General features: G+C 62.0%; 12 protein-coding genes. 2 read left to right on the forward strand and 10 right to left on the reverse strand.

The genetic code is table 11. The features are described from left to right. Positions 1 to 110 precede the first annotated feature (110 nt). Positions 111 to 335 carry a hypothetical protein gene (locus tag QD208_RS08855; protein ID WP_043331728.1) on the forward strand — a complete coding sequence of 75 codons (225 nt, stop codon included), beginning with the start codon at positions 111 to 113 and terminating at the stop codon, positions 333 to 335. 606 nt (positions 336 to 941) lie between these two features. Here QD208_RS08855 and QD208_RS08860 read toward each other — a convergent pair. Together QD208_RS08860 and QD208_RS08865 are read right to left on the reverse strand one after the other, a co-directional pair. Beyond that, positions 942 to 2,309 carry a sodium-dependent transporter gene (locus QD208_RS08860; protein ID WP_043331727.1) on the reverse strand — a complete coding sequence of 456 codons (1,368 nt, stop codon included), beginning with the start codon at positions 2,307 to 2,309 and terminating at the stop codon, positions 942 to 944. A gap of 350 nt (positions 2,310 to 2,659) precedes the next feature. Beyond that, on the reverse strand, positions 2,660 to 3,562 hold the full coding sequence (locus QD208_RS08865; protein ID WP_279836532.1) for a DUF72 domain-containing protein: 903 nt from the start codon (positions 3,560 to 3,562) through the stop codon (positions 2,660 to 2,662). A 230-nt stretch (positions 3,563 to 3,792) separates the two neighbouring features. On the opposite strand from QD208_RS08865, the gene QD208_RS08870 reads away from it, so the two are divergent. Next, on the forward strand, positions 3,793 to 4,479 hold the full coding sequence (locus QD208_RS08870) for a YitT family protein (RefSeq protein ID WP_082388683.1): 687 nt from the start codon (positions 3,793 to 3,795) through the stop codon (positions 4,477 to 4,479). Here the strand turns inward: QD208_RS08870 and rluF are convergent. The 8 genes from rluF to atpA all read right to left on the reverse strand — a co-directional run bounded on the left by rluF (position 4,476) and on the right by atpA (position 14,843). Then, a complete protein-coding gene (gene rluF / locus QD208_RS08875) occupies positions 4,476 to 5,768 on the reverse strand; it encodes a 23S rRNA pseudouridine(2604) synthase RluF (protein WP_279836533.1) in 1,293 nt (430 codons plus the stop codon). The genes QD208_RS08870 and rluF overlap by 4 nt on opposite strands. 169 nt (positions 5,769 to 5,937) lie before the next feature. Next, positions 5,938 to 7,785 carry a glutamine--fructose-6-phosphate transaminase (isomerizing) gene (gene glmS / locus QD208_RS08880; RefSeq protein ID WP_279836534.1) on the reverse strand — a complete coding sequence of 616 codons (1,848 nt, stop codon included), beginning with the start codon at positions 7,783 to 7,785 and terminating at the stop codon, positions 5,938 to 5,940. A gap of 11 nt (positions 7,786 to 7,796) precedes the next feature. Then, positions 7,797 to 8,576, reverse strand: coding sequence for a DeoR family transcriptional regulator (locus QD208_RS08885; protein WP_279836535.1), 780 nt, complete (start codon positions 8,574 to 8,576; stop codon positions 7,797 to 7,799). 208 nt (positions 8,577 to 8,784) lie between these two features. Then, entirely contained in the window at positions 8,785 to 10,155 is a 1,371-nt protein-coding gene (glmU, locus tag QD208_RS08890; RefSeq protein ID WP_279836536.1) for a bifunctional UDP-N-acetylglucosamine diphosphorylase/glucosamine-1-phosphate N-acetyltransferase GlmU, read from the reverse strand. Between the two features lie 327 nt (positions 10,156 to 10,482). Continuing rightward, entirely contained in the window at positions 10,483 to 10,905 is a 423-nt protein-coding gene (locus QD208_RS08895) for a F0F1 ATP synthase subunit epsilon (RefSeq protein ID WP_054556360.1), read from the reverse strand. 29 nt (positions 10,906 to 10,934) lie between these two features. Next, positions 10,935 to 12,308, reverse strand: coding sequence for a F0F1 ATP synthase subunit beta (gene atpD / locus QD208_RS08900; RefSeq protein WP_043331716.1), 1,374 nt, complete (start codon positions 12,306 to 12,308; stop codon positions 10,935 to 10,937). 56 nt (positions 12,309 to 12,364) lie between these two features. Continuing rightward, entirely contained in the window at positions 12,365 to 13,231 is an 867-nt protein-coding gene (gene atpG, locus QD208_RS08905) for a F0F1 ATP synthase subunit gamma (RefSeq protein WP_043331714.1), read from the reverse strand. Positions 13,232 to 13,298: 67 nt separating this feature from the next. Then, positions 13,299 to 14,843: a F0F1 ATP synthase subunit alpha gene (atpA, locus tag QD208_RS08910; RefSeq protein WP_043331712.1), complete on the reverse strand. Its 1,545-nt coding sequence runs from the start codon at positions 14,841 to 14,843 to the stop codon at positions 13,299 to 13,301. Between the last annotated feature and the right edge of the window lie 11 nt (positions 14,844 to 14,854).

Below are 14,854 nucleotides of genomic sequence, written 5' to 3' on the forward strand. Positions count from 1 at the left end.
GTGTCGCCTGCACAGGCAGGCGATAGTCACAATTTTGTCAAGTGAGCTATAGTAAAACGGTGTGGCGCCAGTGAAAGCCCACATCCTTTGGATGCCATGGAGGTCGAATCATGCGTAATTCAGAGCAGGTAGATACGCTCAAGAAAGAGCTTCTCGATATTTTCATGACTCTCGGTGCCGACGAACATCAGGCCCGCAAGAAACAAAGCGCAGTCCGCCATCTCCGCGCCCGTCGTGGAATAGAATTGCACAACGAAATCAAGCGCCTAAGCGAGGATTTAAGCGACATCGAAGTGCTGGAAATGGATACTGAAAGCGATATCGACACCCACTGATTCCAGGCGGGGAGGCGATACGCTCCCCGCCGATCAGTGATGTTTTCACGCTCTGATCCGACAGGGTTCGGGCTCCATGCGACACCTTCCACCATCTCTTTCGAGCATGGTCGTACCCCCCTCTGGCGCAATTTCAGCATCATCCCCCCCTGACTGAAGTGCCTTCTGCGCTGTCATGCCCGGTGTCCTGCTCATCAATCCCGAAATATTCGTTTTTTCTCACCTCATTTTCCGCCCCACCGCTCTTCTTTTGTTTGTCACATTTCTCCTCTATCGCGTGCCGCCATCATCCTTGATGCACCATTTCAGTGCGTATCCGCCGCCATGCGCCTCTCAATACCTGAAACCAGGCTCACGCCTGATGCCGACTTTCCCTCTCGGAAAGGATGAATCTTCTACGTCAAACGCATGACAGACGACGGCCACGCAGCGCAGCGCTACCCAGCCATGACGCCTGCCAGGCAAGCACGCGACCGGGTCGAGATTCTCCAGGCTCAGAAACAGGAAAGGCCCGCCGGATGGCGGGCCTTTCGCATTGCCTGCCATGACAGGCCTGAGACAAGTCATGGCAAGTGTTTCACAAGATCTCTCGAGATCTCACTAGACCTACAGGCTGGACGCGAACACCACGACCACACCGATCGGGGCGATATAGCGCGCCACGAAGCTCCACAGCGAGAAGGCCGAGTCGCTCATGTTGAGCTGGCTGCGCACCTCGTCACGGCCCATGAACCAGCCGACGAAGACGATGGTCGCCAGACCGGTCAGCGGCAGCATCAGCTTGCTGGTCGCGTAGTCGAGCAGGTCGAAGATGGTCATGCCTTCGAACTTGGCGAACATGCCCAGCGGCGCCACGTCACTCCACAGGTTGAAGGACAGGATGGTGGCGATGCCCAGCAGCCAGGTGGCGATACCCGCGACCCAGGCCGAGCCGACGCGCGACATCGGCGTCTTCTCTTCGAGCCATTCGACGATGGGCTCCAGCAGCGAGATGCCCGAGGTCCAGGCCGCGAATACCAGCAGCACGAAGAACACCACGCCGAAGACTTCACCGCCCGGCATGTGACCGAAGGCCAGCGGCAGGGTCTGGAAGATCAGGCCCGGGCCCGCGGCGGCGTCGAGGCCGTTGGAGAACACCACCGGGAAGATGGCCAGACCGGCCAGCAGGGCGATGACGGTATCCAGCACCACCACGACCAGCGCGGTACGTCCGATATTGACGTCATCGGACAGGTAGGAGCCGTAGGCCATCATGATGCCCATGCCCAGTGACAGGGTGAAGAAGGCATGCCCCATGGCCGCCAGCACGCCATCCTTGTCGAGCTTGGAGAAGTCCGGCGTCAGCAGCCAGGCGGCGGCATCAGCGAAGCCATCCGTGGTGGCGGCGTAGCCGACCAGCACGATCAACATCACCGCCAGCAGCGGCATCAGGATCTTGGCGGCACGCTCCAGGCCACCGGCGACCCCGCCGGCCACGACCAGGATCACCATCAGCATGAAGGCACTGTGCCAGGCCAGCAGTGTGGTCGGGTCCCCCAGCAGACCGCCGAACAGGCTACCGGCCGTATCAGAGGTCAGGGTTTCGAAACTGCCACTGGCCGCGTCGGCGATGAAGGCCAGCGCCCAGCCGCCGATGACGCTGTAGAAGGACAGGATCAGGTAGGCGCCGAGCACGCCGGCCACCCCGATCAAGACCCAGGCGGGACTGCGTTTGAGCCGGGCACTGATGTGGCTCATGGTCGAGATGGGGTTCTTCTGCCCCAGACGACCCAGCAGCCATTCCGACATCAGGATCGGCAGACCGATCAGCAGGATGCAGATCAGATAGACGAGGACGAAGGCACCGCCGCCGCTCTCACCTGTCATGTAGGGGAATTTCCAGATATTGCCCAGACCGACAGATGAACCGACGGCAGCCAGGGTAAAGGCCAGGCGAGAAGACCACTGTGCGTGGGAATGCGGTTTGGATGACATGTGAATCCCTGATTCGTCGCGAGGGTGCCAGTCGCTGGTAGCGACTTCGGGCACCTTGTTGTGCTTGTTGCATCATGCTGCCAAGGCGGACGGATCATCCGTGGCCAACACGATGGCGTCGCAGGATCACTGCTGTGGTGCTCCCGGCATTCACGCTGACCGGGTAGGTCGTGGGGAATGACAGGCAAGTGCCGATAGGCACGCCGGAACGGGCAGACTGCCCATCTCCGGTAAATATCGCCGCGGTAACGGCAACATGTGGCTAAAGCTACTCGATTGAGAGGCCATCTGCCAGCAAGCCACCATCAGACCATGGCCTCACAGGAGAAACCTCACGGCCAGGTGGAGCGTCAGAACAGGCTGCCCTGCCCCTCTCCCGGAAAGGCCCCGATCAAGGGGCGGTCCAGTTTCGCCAGCACCTGGTTGGCCAACAGGCGTGCCAGCGCGGGCGCTGCCTTGTTGTCCGGTGTATGTACAAAGAGAAACGGGCTTTTCCCCTGACTTATCCACAAGAAAAGTCGCTCTACCCAGGGAGCGAACAGTGCCCGGTTGGTGACTTCATCGTAATGACCGATGAAGCGCACCACGGGATGTTGTCCGCTGGAGAACACATGCAATGGGCGGTGAGGCTTTTCCGAGCGCGCCACCGCAAGGCCCGGATGCGCGGTGGTGGGGCCACTGAAGAGTGGACGCACATCCAGCATCACGCGATCGACTGCGTGAGTTATCAACAAGCGATTCAACTGTCGTTCCGCCTCGCCCTTGGCGAAGAATACCGGGTCGCGGGGCTCCACCGACCAGGCAAGCCCTGCTCCCTTCACCGACTGCAGGAATTGCTCGAGGCGTGGCAGGACTTCCGCCCCGAGGTCACGCGGTAGCTGAATCATGATCGGACCGAGGCGGTCCTTTATCGGCGCCAGGCAATCGAGAAATTCCGCCAGCTGGTGCTCGATGCCCTGAAGGCGCAATTCATGAGTCAGTCGACCCGGCAACTTGAAGCAGAAGCGAAAATTGGCCGGCGCCTGACGAGCCCAGCTGGCGATGGCAGCAGGCGTGGGTTGGGCATAGAAGCTGGTATTGCCCTCGACGCTATCGAAGACCCGGGCGTAATCCGCCAGATGTTCCCGCGGGCCGCTGCCCGGCAACAGGCTGCCGCGCCAGTCGTCATTGGCCCACATCGCGAGCCCGAGATGAAGATGCCCCGCCGAGTGCGAGGCATCCGACGGTGCGGAGGCTGCATGAAAATGGTGCATGAAGAGGCCAGAGCTAGAGGAATATAAGGGTCAAAGAGCCAACAAGCCGAAGAATATCGTCTGCCAGAGCGACGTAAGCACAATAAAAACTGTCATCACGGCGTGCTATGGTCCGCATCCTGCATGACACGTCAGCAGGCGGTCCACCCACCGCCCTGACTCCGCTTCCTGCCAGCCACAAGCCGCGCCGGAAGACACTCTTGTTGACTGCCCATACCCCGGAGCCTGTCATGACTGCTTTCCAACGACTCATTCTGCGCGCCAGCGGCAGCCGCTCACGCGCGGCAAATGCCATCACCCTGCGCAGCCTGATCACGCTCATCGAGGGCTGCCTGCTGGTGGCGCTCGGCGTACGCCTGCTGCAGGCCGGTGGCCTGCTGGTCAGTGGCACTGCCGGCATGTCGTTGCTGGGCGCCGACCTGACAGCACTGAGCTTCGGCAGCCTGTTCTTCCTGATCAACCTGCCTTTCTACGGCCTGGCCTGGAAACAGCTGGGGCTGAATTTCACCCTGCGCACGCTGGGCTGCGTCAGCCTGCTCTCCGTACTGTCCGATGTGTTGGCAGTCAGCTTGCCGCTGGGCGCCGTCAGCCTGCCGGTCGCGGCGATTGCCGCAGGCCTGTTGATCGGCCTGGGCATCACGCTGCTGTTTCGCGAGAACGCCTCGCTGGGCGGCCTGAACATTCTGGCGCTGCATCTGGAGCGACGCTTCGGCATCCATGCCGGTCGCACCACCTTCGCCTTCGACCTGCTGCTGATCGCGATCGCCGCGCTGGTCTACCCCTGGCCACAGGTCATCTGCTCGGCGCTGGCATTCGCGACACTGTCCTTCGTGCTGGGCCGCTACCATCGCCGCACGCCTCAGACCGCTCAGCCTGCCTCACCGGCGCATGACAAGCAGGTGCAGACGGCTCACTAGCGGCGACCGCGTCCCCCGTTGGAAGAACCGCCACCCTTGTACGAGGCGCCCTTGCCAGCCGGGCTGTTTTTCCCCGAGCTCGTGTTGCCGTAACTCTTGCTGCTGCCGCCCTTGTTGGCAGAGGTCTTGCTGTTGGCCGCGCCACGCTCATTGCGGCCATCGCTGGCATTGCCACGCGTGCGCGGCTTGAGGCCGCTGGCGAGCTTGCCGGCGCCGCCCGCACTCTTGGTGGCATTCCTGCTGGAATTCCTGCCGTCGCTTCTGCCTTCCTGATTGCCACGACCCGTGGTGCGCTCATCTGAACGCTCGCGACGCCCTGCACCCTCTTGCTTGGCTCCTGCCTGAGGAGCACCTGAACGCTGGCCCGGATGGCGTTGATCAGCGCCGCGCTGACGTGTCTCGCGTTTATCAGGGCTGCGCTGGCCGGATCCGCTCTTGCCGCCCTCATGACGTCGAGTGCCGCTATGCCGGCCAGCGTCCGTATCCTGGGCGGCGCGCTGATGGCGCGCCGCCGTCGCATGCTGGGAAGGAGGCGGTGCCGCCGCCAGGCGCGAGGCTTCCTCAGTACCGCTGGAGCCCTCGATCATCTGCTGGATATCCGCCATCTCGCGCTGGGTGAGATACCGCCATTCGCCGACTCCCAGCCCGTCCAGGCTGACATTCATGATGCGCACCCGCTTGAGCTTGAAGACCTCATAGCCCAGCGCCTCACACATGCGACGGATCTGGCGGTTGAGGCCCTGGGTCAGGATGATGCGGAACACATAGGTCGAGATCTGCTCGATGCGACACGGCTGGGTGATGGTGTCCAGAATCGGCACGCCAGCGGCCATGCGCTTGAGGAAGTCGCCGTTGATCGGCTTGTCGACCCGCACCACGTATTCCTTCTCGTGGGCGTTGCCGGCACGCAGGATCTTGTTGACGATATCGCCGTCACTGGTCAGGAAGATCAGGCCATCGGAGGGCTTGTCGAGGCGACCGATCGGAAAGATCCGCTTGGGATGACCGATGTAATCGATGATGTTGCCATCGACATGGCGCTCGGTGGTACAGGTGATGCCCACTGGCTTGTTGAAGGCCAGGTAGACCGCTTCCTGCTTGGCTTTCAATGGCTTGCCATTGACCAGCACCTCATCGCCCGGCGCGACCTTGGTGCCCATTTCGGGCACGACACCATTGATGGTCACTCGTCCTTCGGCGATGTAGCGATCCGCCTCGCGCCGCGAGCAGAAGCCCGTTTCGCTGATGAACTTGTTGAGGCGGGTAAGCGATGCGTCGCGATCAGTCATGGCAGGTCACGTGCGTGCGCCGGGCGATGAACGCGCAGCGGACGGAAGGGGATAAGAAGGCAGGCGCACAGGATACCAAAAACGGCAGCCCTGAGGCTGCCGTTGGCACAATGAGACTGGGCTCATCTGCTGCTGCGCCAGACATGGCGAAGCAGTCTTGCATCGCAGATCACTCGACCGTGACACTCTTGGCCAGGTTGCGCGGCTGATCGACATCGGTGCCCTTGAGCACGGCGACGTGATAGGACAACAGCTGCAGCGGCAGGGTGTAGAGAATCGGCGCCAGCACTTCGCTGACATGCGGCATGCGCAGCACGCGCACGCCTTCGCTCTCTTCAAGGCTGATGTTCTCGTCAGCGAACACATAAAGCTCGCCGCCACGCGCACGCACTTCCTGCAGGTTCGACTTGAGCTTCTCGAGCAGCTCGTCGTTCGGTGCCACCGCCACTACCGGCATGTCGGCATCGACCAGTGCCAGCGGGCCGTGTTTCAGCTCACCCGCCGGATAGGCCTCGGCGTGGATGTAGGAGATTTCCTTGAGCTTGAGCGCGCCTTCCAGTGCGATGGGGAACTGGGTACCACGCCCGAGGAACAGCGCATTGTGCTTGTCGGCGAAGGCCTCGGAGAGACGCTCGATCTCGCTGTCCATGGCCAGTGCCTTGGTAACCAGCGACGGCAGCTGACGCAGCTCGCGTACCACCTCGGCTTCACCGGCCTCATCACCGCCACGCACACGACGCAGCGACAGTGTCAGCAGCATCAGGCCGACCAGCTGGGTGGTGAAGGCCTTGGTGGAGGCGACGCCGATTTCCGGGCCAGCCATGGTCATCAGGCTGAGGTCTGATTCCCGCACCAGCGAGCTGCCCGGGACGTTGCAGATCGCCAGGCTGCCGAGGAAGCCACCCAGCGACTGGGCATAACGCAGCGCGGACAGCGTATCGGCGGTCTCGCCGGACTGGGACAGGGTGACGAACAGGGTGCCATCGGCGACCACCACCGGACGGTAGCGGAACTCGGAGGCGACCTCGACCGCCGCCGGAATGCCGGCCAGACGCTCGATCCAGTAACGCGCGACCATGCCGGCGTGGTAGCTGGTACCACAGGCGACGATCTGCACCTGCTTGACCTGGCGGAAGAGGTTTTCCGCCTCGCTGCCGAAGCTGCGCACCAGCACGTGATCACCGTTCAGGCGGCCTTCCAGCGTGGCGGCCAGCACACGCGACTGCTCATGGATTTCCTTGAGCATGAAGTGACGATAATCGCCCTTGGAAGCGGCATCCTGCGAGTGCTCGAAGGTCTGCACCGGACGCTCGTTGGCCTCGGTGACCAGACGCTCGCCCTGCTCGAAGATCTCGATCTGCTCGGCGGTCATGCGCACCAGATCGCCTTCCTTCAGGTAGATGAAGCGATCGGTGACCTGCAGCAGCGCCAGCTGATCGGAGGCCAGGAAGTGCTCGTCGATCCCGACACCGATCACCAGCGGGCTGCCCTGACGCGCGCCGATCAGCACGTCCGGCTGGGCACGATGCACCACGCCCAGCGCGAAGGCGCCATCGAGCAGCGCCACGGCTTTCTGCACCGCGGTCAGAAGGTCCTGACTCAGGGTGTATTCCCGCGCCAGCAGGTGAGCGACGACCTCGGTGTCCGTCTCGGAGGTGAAGACGTAGCCCTGGCCTTCCAGCTCGCGCTTGAGGGTCTCGTAATTCTCGATGATGCCGTTGTGGACCACGGCCAGGCTATCGCCGGACTGGTGCGGGTGGGCATTGGCTTCGCTCGGTGCGCCATGGGTGGCCCAGCGGGTGTGCGCGATGCCGACACGACCCTTGAGCGGAGCTTCCTCGAGGCGGCTCTGCAGCGCCCCGACCTTGCCCAGCGCGCGCACGCGGTTCAGGCGACCCTCTTCGGAGAGGACGGCCATGCCCGCACTGTCGTAGCCACGGTATTCGAGGCGATGCAGGCCCTCGAGCAGGATGTTCTGGACGTTACGACTGGCGACGGCGCCGACGATGCCACACATGAGCGATCTCCTTATGCAGTTGCTGGCTCGATGAGCGGGGCGATCAACACCTCGACGCCATGAGCACGAATCTGGTCACGCGCAGCATCAGGCAACGCGTCATCGGTTATCAGGGTACTGACGCTGGACCAGGCCAGCTCCAGGTTGGGAATGCGGCGGCCCAGCTTGTGGGATTCCGCCATCACCACCACTTCACGCGACACCTCGGCCATCACGCGCGACAGGCCGATCAGCTCGTTGAAGGTGGTAGTGCCACGCTCGAGATCGAGACCATCCGCGCCGAGAAACACCTGATCAAAGTCATAGCTGCGCAGCACCTGCTCCGCCACCTGACCCTGGAAGGAATCGGAGTGCGGGTCCCAGGTGCCACCGGTCATCAGCAGCACCGGCTCGTTTTCCAGCTCGCGGATGGCATTGGCCACGCTCAGCGAGTTGGTCATCACGATCAGGTCATCCCGGCCCTTGAGCTCGGGAATCAACACCACCGTGGTGGTGCCGCTGTCGATGATGATGCGCTGGTGCGCGCGGATACGGCTCGCGGCGAGACGGGCGATGGCCTGCTTGGCGGCGCTGACCGGCTCGTCATGCACCAGCAGCTCACGCGGTATGGCCACGGCGCCGCCATAGCGTCTGAGCAGCAGGCCACTCTTCTCGAGGAAGGCCAGGTCCTTGCGGATGGTGACCTCCGAGGTGGCAAGCTCCCGCGCCAGTGCCTCGACACTGACCTCACCGTCACGCGCCAGCTGATCAAGGATCTGGTGACGCCGTTGTGGTGTCAGTCGCTTTGACATCGGGGACTCCCATAAAGTTTCGAACCGAAAGATAAGAGAGATGAATCGAAACATCAAGTGAAAGACGCTAGAGGATGAGGCGATTCACTCCCGGCAGGCCGCCCAGCACAATCGGCCGTGACGAAAAACGGGGAGACACCTGTCGGTGCCTCCCCGCCGGTGATGCTCATCTCCCCTCAGGGGCAAGCATCACTACCACAACTGCCGATCACTTCTTGGTCGGACGCGGCCATTCCGGCTTGTCGATACGCTTGCCACGCGCCACGCTCAGAGCGCCCTCGGCGACATCGCGGCTCAAGGTAGAACCGGCACCCACGGTGGCACCGGCACCGATCTTGAGCGGTGCCACCAGCGCCGAGTTGGAGCCGATGAAGGCATTGGCGCCGATTTCGGTGCGGAACTTGTTGGCACCATCGTAGTTGCAGGTGATGGTGCCGGCGCCGACATTGACGGCCTCACCGAGGGTCGCATCGCCGACATAGCTCAGGTGATTGATCTTGGCATCGACGCCGACCTGGGCATTCTTGGTCTCGACGAAGTTGCCGATGCGTGCGCCACGCGCAAGCTCGGTGCCCGGGCGCAGACGCGCGAACGGGCCGACATTGTTGTCGCCTTCCAGCACGGCGCCGTCGATGACGCTGTGCGGCGCGATGTTGGCGCCGGCACCGATGGTGGCGTTGCGGATCACGCAGTGGGCGCCGATGACCACATCATCCGCCAAGGTGACGTCGCCTTCGAAGATGCAGCCGACATCGATGCTGATGTCAGTGCCGATGGTCAGCTTGCCGCGCACGTCGATGCGTGACGGATCGGCCAGGCTGGCGCCTTCGGTCATCAGGCGGTTGGCCTCACGACGCTGGAAGGCACGCTCGAGATCGGCCAGCTGCAGGCGGTTGTTGACGCCCTGCACTTCCTCGACCGCCGCCGGCTGGGCGGTGGCGATGTTGACGCCTTCGCTGGCCGCCATGGCGATGATGTCGGTCAGGTAATACTCGCCCTGGGCATTGTCGGCGGACAGCGCCGGCAGCCAGCGCTTGAGCTGGGCACCAGTGGTGGCGAGGATACCGGTGTTGCCTTCCTGGATGGCCAGCTGCTCCGGCGTGGCATCCTTGTGCTCTACGATGGCGCTGACGCGGCCTTCGGCGTCACGCACGATACGGCCATAGCCTGTCGGGTCTTCCAGAATCACCGTCAGCAGGCCCAGGGTCTGCTCACTGACTTCGGCCAGCAGCGCCTCGAGGGTCTCGCGACGAATCAGCGGTACATCGCCATACAGGATCAGCACCTTGCCATCACCGATGGCGTCCAGTGACTGGGCCACGGCGTGGCCGGTGCCCTTCTGCTCTGCCTGCACCGCGAAGCTGGCGCCGGTATCGGCCAGCTGCTGCTGGACGCGCTCACCACCATGACCGATGACGACATTCAGATGCGCACCGTCCAGGCCAGCAGCGGTGTCAGCCACATGACGCACCATCGCCTTGCCTGCCAGCGGGTGCAGCACCTTCGGCAATTTGGAACGCATGCGGGTGCCCTGGCCTGCGGCAAGAATGACGACGTCGGTACGCTCTGCGCTGCTCATCGGTGAACTCCTGTAGAAAGCGGGTCTTCATACCTGAAGCCCTGAAAATAGTGGCGCCATGATAGCAGCTGATCCGTGACCTGCCAGTGACGAGGTTTACCCACGGGACTGTCGCCGAGAACAGACCCGAGAAAGTAGCAGTGCTCCCGCAAGGGCTCTCAGCCAACCGGCTCAGCGCTCAATGTGCTGACGGATGAGCACGCTCAACCTTGAATCGCGCCAGGCTGCCCCAGCGGCAAGACTGTCCATTCCCGGGTGATGAGCACAAAAAAAGGCGACCCGAAGGTCGCCTCTTTCCTGTCACTGGCCGTCATGGCCCAGTGCATCTCAGCGCGTGTGACGACGCATCTGCTGCACGGTGCGCAGCTTGGCCATCGCCTCGGCCAGTTCGGCCGTGGCGCGTGAGTATTCCAGTTCGGAAGCCTGGTCGTTCATGGCCTTCAAGGCCACTTCCTTGGCTTCCTGGGCTGCCGCCTCATCCAGATCGTCGGCACGTACTGCGGTGTCGGCGAGGACTGAAACGAGGTTCGGCTGCACTTCGAGGAATCCGCCACTGACGTAGTAGATTTCCTCGGCCCCACCCTGACGCTGAACGCGAATCGGGCCGGGTTGCAGCTCGGTCAGCAGCGGAGCGTGACCCGGCATGATGCCGAGGTCACCTTCGCTGCCGGCAGCCACGAGACGCTCGACCAGGCCGGAAAAGATGCCTTTCTCAGCGCTGACGATGTCGCAATGGACGCTCATAGCCATACCTGTTTCCTCATGCCTGAACAGGGAAATTACATGCCCTTGGCTTTCTCGACAGCTTCGTCGATGGTGCCGACCATGTAGAACGCCTGCTCCGGCAGTGCGTCATATTCGCCGTCCAGGATACCCTGGAAGCCGCGGATGGTGTCCTTGAGGGACACGTACTTGCCCGGCGCGCCGGTGAAGATTTCCGCAACGAAGAACGGCTGTGACAGGAAGCGCTGGATCTTGCGCGCACGTGCCACGGTCTGCTTGTCTTCGTCAGACAGCTCGTCCATCCCGAGGATGGCGATGATGTCTTTCAGCTCCTTGTAGCGCTGCAACACACCCTGAACGTTACGGGCAGTGTTGTAGTGCTCTTCGCCAACGACCAGCGGGTCGAGCTGACGAGAGGTGGAGTCGAGCGGGTCAACGGCCGGATAGATACCCAGCTCGGCAATCTGACGGGACAGTACGACAGTCGCGTCAAGGTGCGAGAAGGTGGTCGCCGGAGACGGATCGGTCAAGTCATCCGCGGGGACGTAGACGGCCTGCACGGAAGTGATCGAGCCAGTCTTGGTAGAAGTGATGCGTTCCTGCAGGACGCCCATCTCTTCCGCCAGAGTCGGCTGATAACCTACCGCGGACGGCATACGACCCAGCAGTGCGGACACTTCGGTCCCCGCCAGGGTGTAACGATAGATGTTGTCGACGAACAGCAGAACGTCACGACCTTCGTCACGGAACTTCTCGGCGATGGTCAGACCGGTCAGTGCCACGCGCAGACGGTTACCCGGCGGCTCGTTCATCTGGCCATAGACCAGGGCAACCTTGTCGAGAACGTTGGATTCCTTCATTTCGTGGAAGAAATCGTTACCTTCACGAGTACGCTCACCCACGCCCGCGAACACGGAATAACCGCTGTGCTCGGTGGCGATGTTGCGGATCAGCTCCATCATGTTGACGGTCTTGCCGACACCGGCGCCGCCGAACAGACCGACCTTGCCGCCCTTGGCAAACGGGCAGACCAGGTCGATGACCTTGATGCCGGTTTCCAGAAGCTCGTTGGACGCTGCCTGTTCCGCGAAGCTCGGGGCTGCACGGTGAATCGGCATGTGCTCTTCAGCACCCACGTCGCCAGCTTCGTCGATCGGCTGACCCAGCACGTTCATGATGCGACCCAGAGTCGCCGTGCCGACCGGCACGGAGATCGGAGCACCGGTGCTCTCAACTGCGAGACTGCGCTTGAGGCCTTCGGTCGAACCCATTGCGATAGTACGGACCACGCCGTCGCCCAGCTGCTGCTGGACTTCGAGTACGGTCTCGCTATCGGCGACGTTCAGGGCGTCGTAGACCTTGGGCACTGCGTCCCGCGGAAACTCGACGTCAATCACCGCGCCGATGATTTGTACGATACGTCCGCTCATTCCTGGTTCCTCTTAAACCTGCGATTGAAACCTGCTTGCCTGTTGCCACGCTGTCATCAGACGGCGGCGGCACCGGATACGATCTCGGAGATTTCCTGAGTGATCGCTGCCTGGCGGGCCTTGTTGTAGACCAGCTGAAGGTCGTCGATCAGGTCGCCGGCGTTATCGGTCGCACTCTTCATTGCGATCATTCGCGCTGCCTGTTCGCAGGCGATGTTCTCGACCACGGCCTGGTAGACCTGGGCCTCGACATAGCGCTTGAGCAGCTTGTCGAGCAACGAGACGGCATCCGGCTCATACAGGTAGTCCCATGTAGTGGGACCGGTTTCTTCGTCATTCAGATCAGCTTCGAGAGGAAGCAGCTGACGCACGACCGGCTTCTGCGTCATGGTGTTGACGAACTCGTTGAACACCACGTACAGACGGTCGAGGCTGCCCTCGTCGAATGCGTCCAGCATGGCCTTGACGCTACCGATCAGATCCTGGGTACCCGGGGAATCCCCGAGACCGGACTTGGCGGCAAGCAGGTTGCCACCGTAGTTGCGGAAGAAGGTACCGGCCTTGGAGCCGAGGGCACAGAAGTCCACCTCGACACCCTGGTCGCGCCAGCTCTTCGCATGCTTGGTGACAGCCTTGAACAGATTGGCGTTCAGGCCACCACACAGGCCGCGATCACTGGAGACCACGATATAACCGACACGCTTCACATCGCGTTCCATCAGATACGGATGGCGATATTCCGGGTTGGCCCGGGCGATGTGTCCTACAACCTTGCGGATCTGATGAGCATAAGGCTGGCTGGCCGCCATGCGATCCTGCGCTTTACGCATCTTGGACGCAGCCACCATTTCCATGGCGCTGGTGATCTTTTGCGTATTTTTGATGCTCCCGATCTGGGAGCGAATCTCTTTTGCAGCTGCCATAGCGATCTGCCTTATTCATGCCACCCGAAGGGAAACGACAGGGCCCGGACTGGCCGGGCCATGCCACTTACCAGCTTTGAGTCGCCTTGAACTTCTCGACGCCAGCCTTGAGACCATTCTTGATCTCGTCATCGTAGCCGCCGGACTGATTGATCTTGTCCAGAAGATCCGCGTGCTCGGAGCGCATGAAGTCCAGCAGCGCCTTCTCGAAGCCCAGCACCTTGGCGACGTCGACGTCGTCCAGGTAGCCTTCGTTGGCCGCGAACAGCGAGATCGCCATGTCGGCCACGGACATCGGAGAGTACTGCTTCTGCTTCATCAGCTCGGTGACACGCTGACCATGCTCGAGCTGCTTGCGGGTCGCTTCGTCCAGATCAGAGGCGAACTGGGAGAAAGCTGCCAGCTCACGGTACTGAGCCAGTGCCAGACGCACACCACCACCCAACTTCTTGATGATCTTGGTCTGAGCAGCACCACCGACACGGGAAACAGACAGACCCGCGTTGATGGACGGACGGATACCGGAGTTGAACAGGCTGGTCTCGAGGAAGATCTGACCGTCGGTGATGGAGATCACGTTGGTCGGAACGAACGCAGACACGTCGCCACCCTGGGTCTCGATGATCGGCAGCGCAGTCAGGGAGCCGGTCTTGCCTTTCACTTCACCCTTGGTGAACTGCTCGACATAATCGGCGTTGACGCGTGCGGAACGCTCAAGCAGACGGGAGTGGAGATAGAAGACGTCACCCGGGTAGGCTTCACGGCCCGGCGGACGCTTGAGCAGCAGGGAGATCTGACGATACGCCCATGCCTGCTTGGTCAGATCGTCATAGACGATCATCGCGTCTTCACCGCGGTCACGGAAGTACTCACCCATGGTGCAACCGGCGTACGGTGCCAGGAACAGCATGGCAGCCGGGTCGGAAGCGCCAGCCGCGACGATGATGGTGTGTTCCATCGCGCCGTGCTCTTCGAGCTTGCGCACGACGTTGGCAATGGTGGACTGCTTCTGGCCGACGGCGACGTAGACGCAGGTAATGCCCTTGCCCTTCTGATTGATGATGGCATCAATCGCGATGGCGGACTTACCAATCTGACGGTCACCGATGATCAGCTCGCGCTGACCACGGCCGATCGGCACCATGGCATCGATGGACTTCAGACCTGTCTGCACCGGCTGGTCGACCGGCTCACGGGCGATGACGCCCGGAGCGACCTTCTCAACCGCGTCAGTCAGCTTGGCGTCGATCGGGCCTTTGCCGTCAATCGGGTTACCCAGCGCGTCGACCACACGGCCGACCATTTCCGGGCCTACCGGCACTTCGAGGATACGACCGGTGCACTGCGCGGTCATGCCCTCTTCGAGCTGGAGGTAGTCACCCAGAACGACAGCACCGACGCTGTCGCGCTCAAGGTTAAGCGCCATACCAAAGACGCCACCCGGGAATTCAATCATCTCACCGAACATGACGTCTGCGAGGCCGTGGATCTGCACGATGCCGTCGGAGACGCTGACGATGGTGCCCTGATTACGGGCTTCGGATGCGACGTCAAGCTTTTCGATACGCTGCTTGATGATGTCGCTGATCTCGGAAGGATTCAGTTGCTGCATGCCATGTCCCT

This window comes from Cobetia sp. 29-18-1 (genome assembly GCF_029846405.1).
Taxonomy (GTDB): domain Bacteria; phylum Pseudomonadota; class Gammaproteobacteria; order Pseudomonadales; family Halomonadaceae; genus Cobetia; species Cobetia amphilecti.

Bases quoted from the DNA above. Each gene is read 5' to 3' on its own strand.
- QD208_RS08855 (WP_043331728.1), top strand. From the start codon at position 111: ATGCGTAATTCAGAGCAGGTAGATACGCTCAAGAAAGAGCTTCTCGAT.
- QD208_RS08860 (WP_043331727.1), bottom strand. From the start codon at position 2,309: ATGTCATCCAAACCGCATTCCCACGCACAGTGGTCTTCTCGCCTGGCC.
- QD208_RS08865 (WP_279836532.1), bottom strand. From the start codon at position 3,562: ATGCACCATTTTCATGCAGCCTCCGCACCGTCGGATGCCTCGCACTCG.
- QD208_RS08870 (WP_082388683.1), top strand. From the start codon at position 3,793: ATGACTGCTTTCCAACGACTCATTCTGCGCGCCAGCGGCAGCCGCTCA.
- rluF (WP_279836533.1), bottom strand. From the start codon at position 5,768: ATGACTGATCGCGACGCATCGCTTACCCGCCTCAACAAGTTCATCAGC.
- glmS (WP_279836534.1), bottom strand. From the start codon at position 7,785: ATGTGTGGCATCGTCGGCGCCGTCGCCAGTCGTAACGTCCAGAACATC.
- QD208_RS08885 (WP_279836535.1), bottom strand. From the start codon at position 8,576: ATGTCAAAGCGACTGACACCACAACGGCGTCACCAGATCCTTGATCAG.
- glmU (WP_279836536.1), bottom strand. From the start codon at position 10,155: ATGAGCAGCGCAGAGCGTACCGACGTCGTCATTCTTGCCGCAGGCCAG.
- QD208_RS08895 (WP_054556360.1), bottom strand. From the start codon at position 10,905: ATGGCTATGAGCGTCCATTGCGACATCGTCAGCGCTGAGAAAGGCATC.
- atpD (WP_043331716.1), bottom strand. From the start codon at position 12,308: ATGAGCGGACGTATCGTACAAATCATCGGCGCGGTGATTGACGTCGAG.
- atpG (WP_043331714.1), bottom strand. From the start codon at position 13,231: ATGGCAGCTGCAAAAGAGATTCGCTCCCAGATCGGGAGCATCAAAAAT.
- atpA (WP_043331712.1), bottom strand. From the start codon at position 14,843: ATGCAGCAACTGAATCCTTCCGAGATCAGCGACATCATCAAGCAGCGT.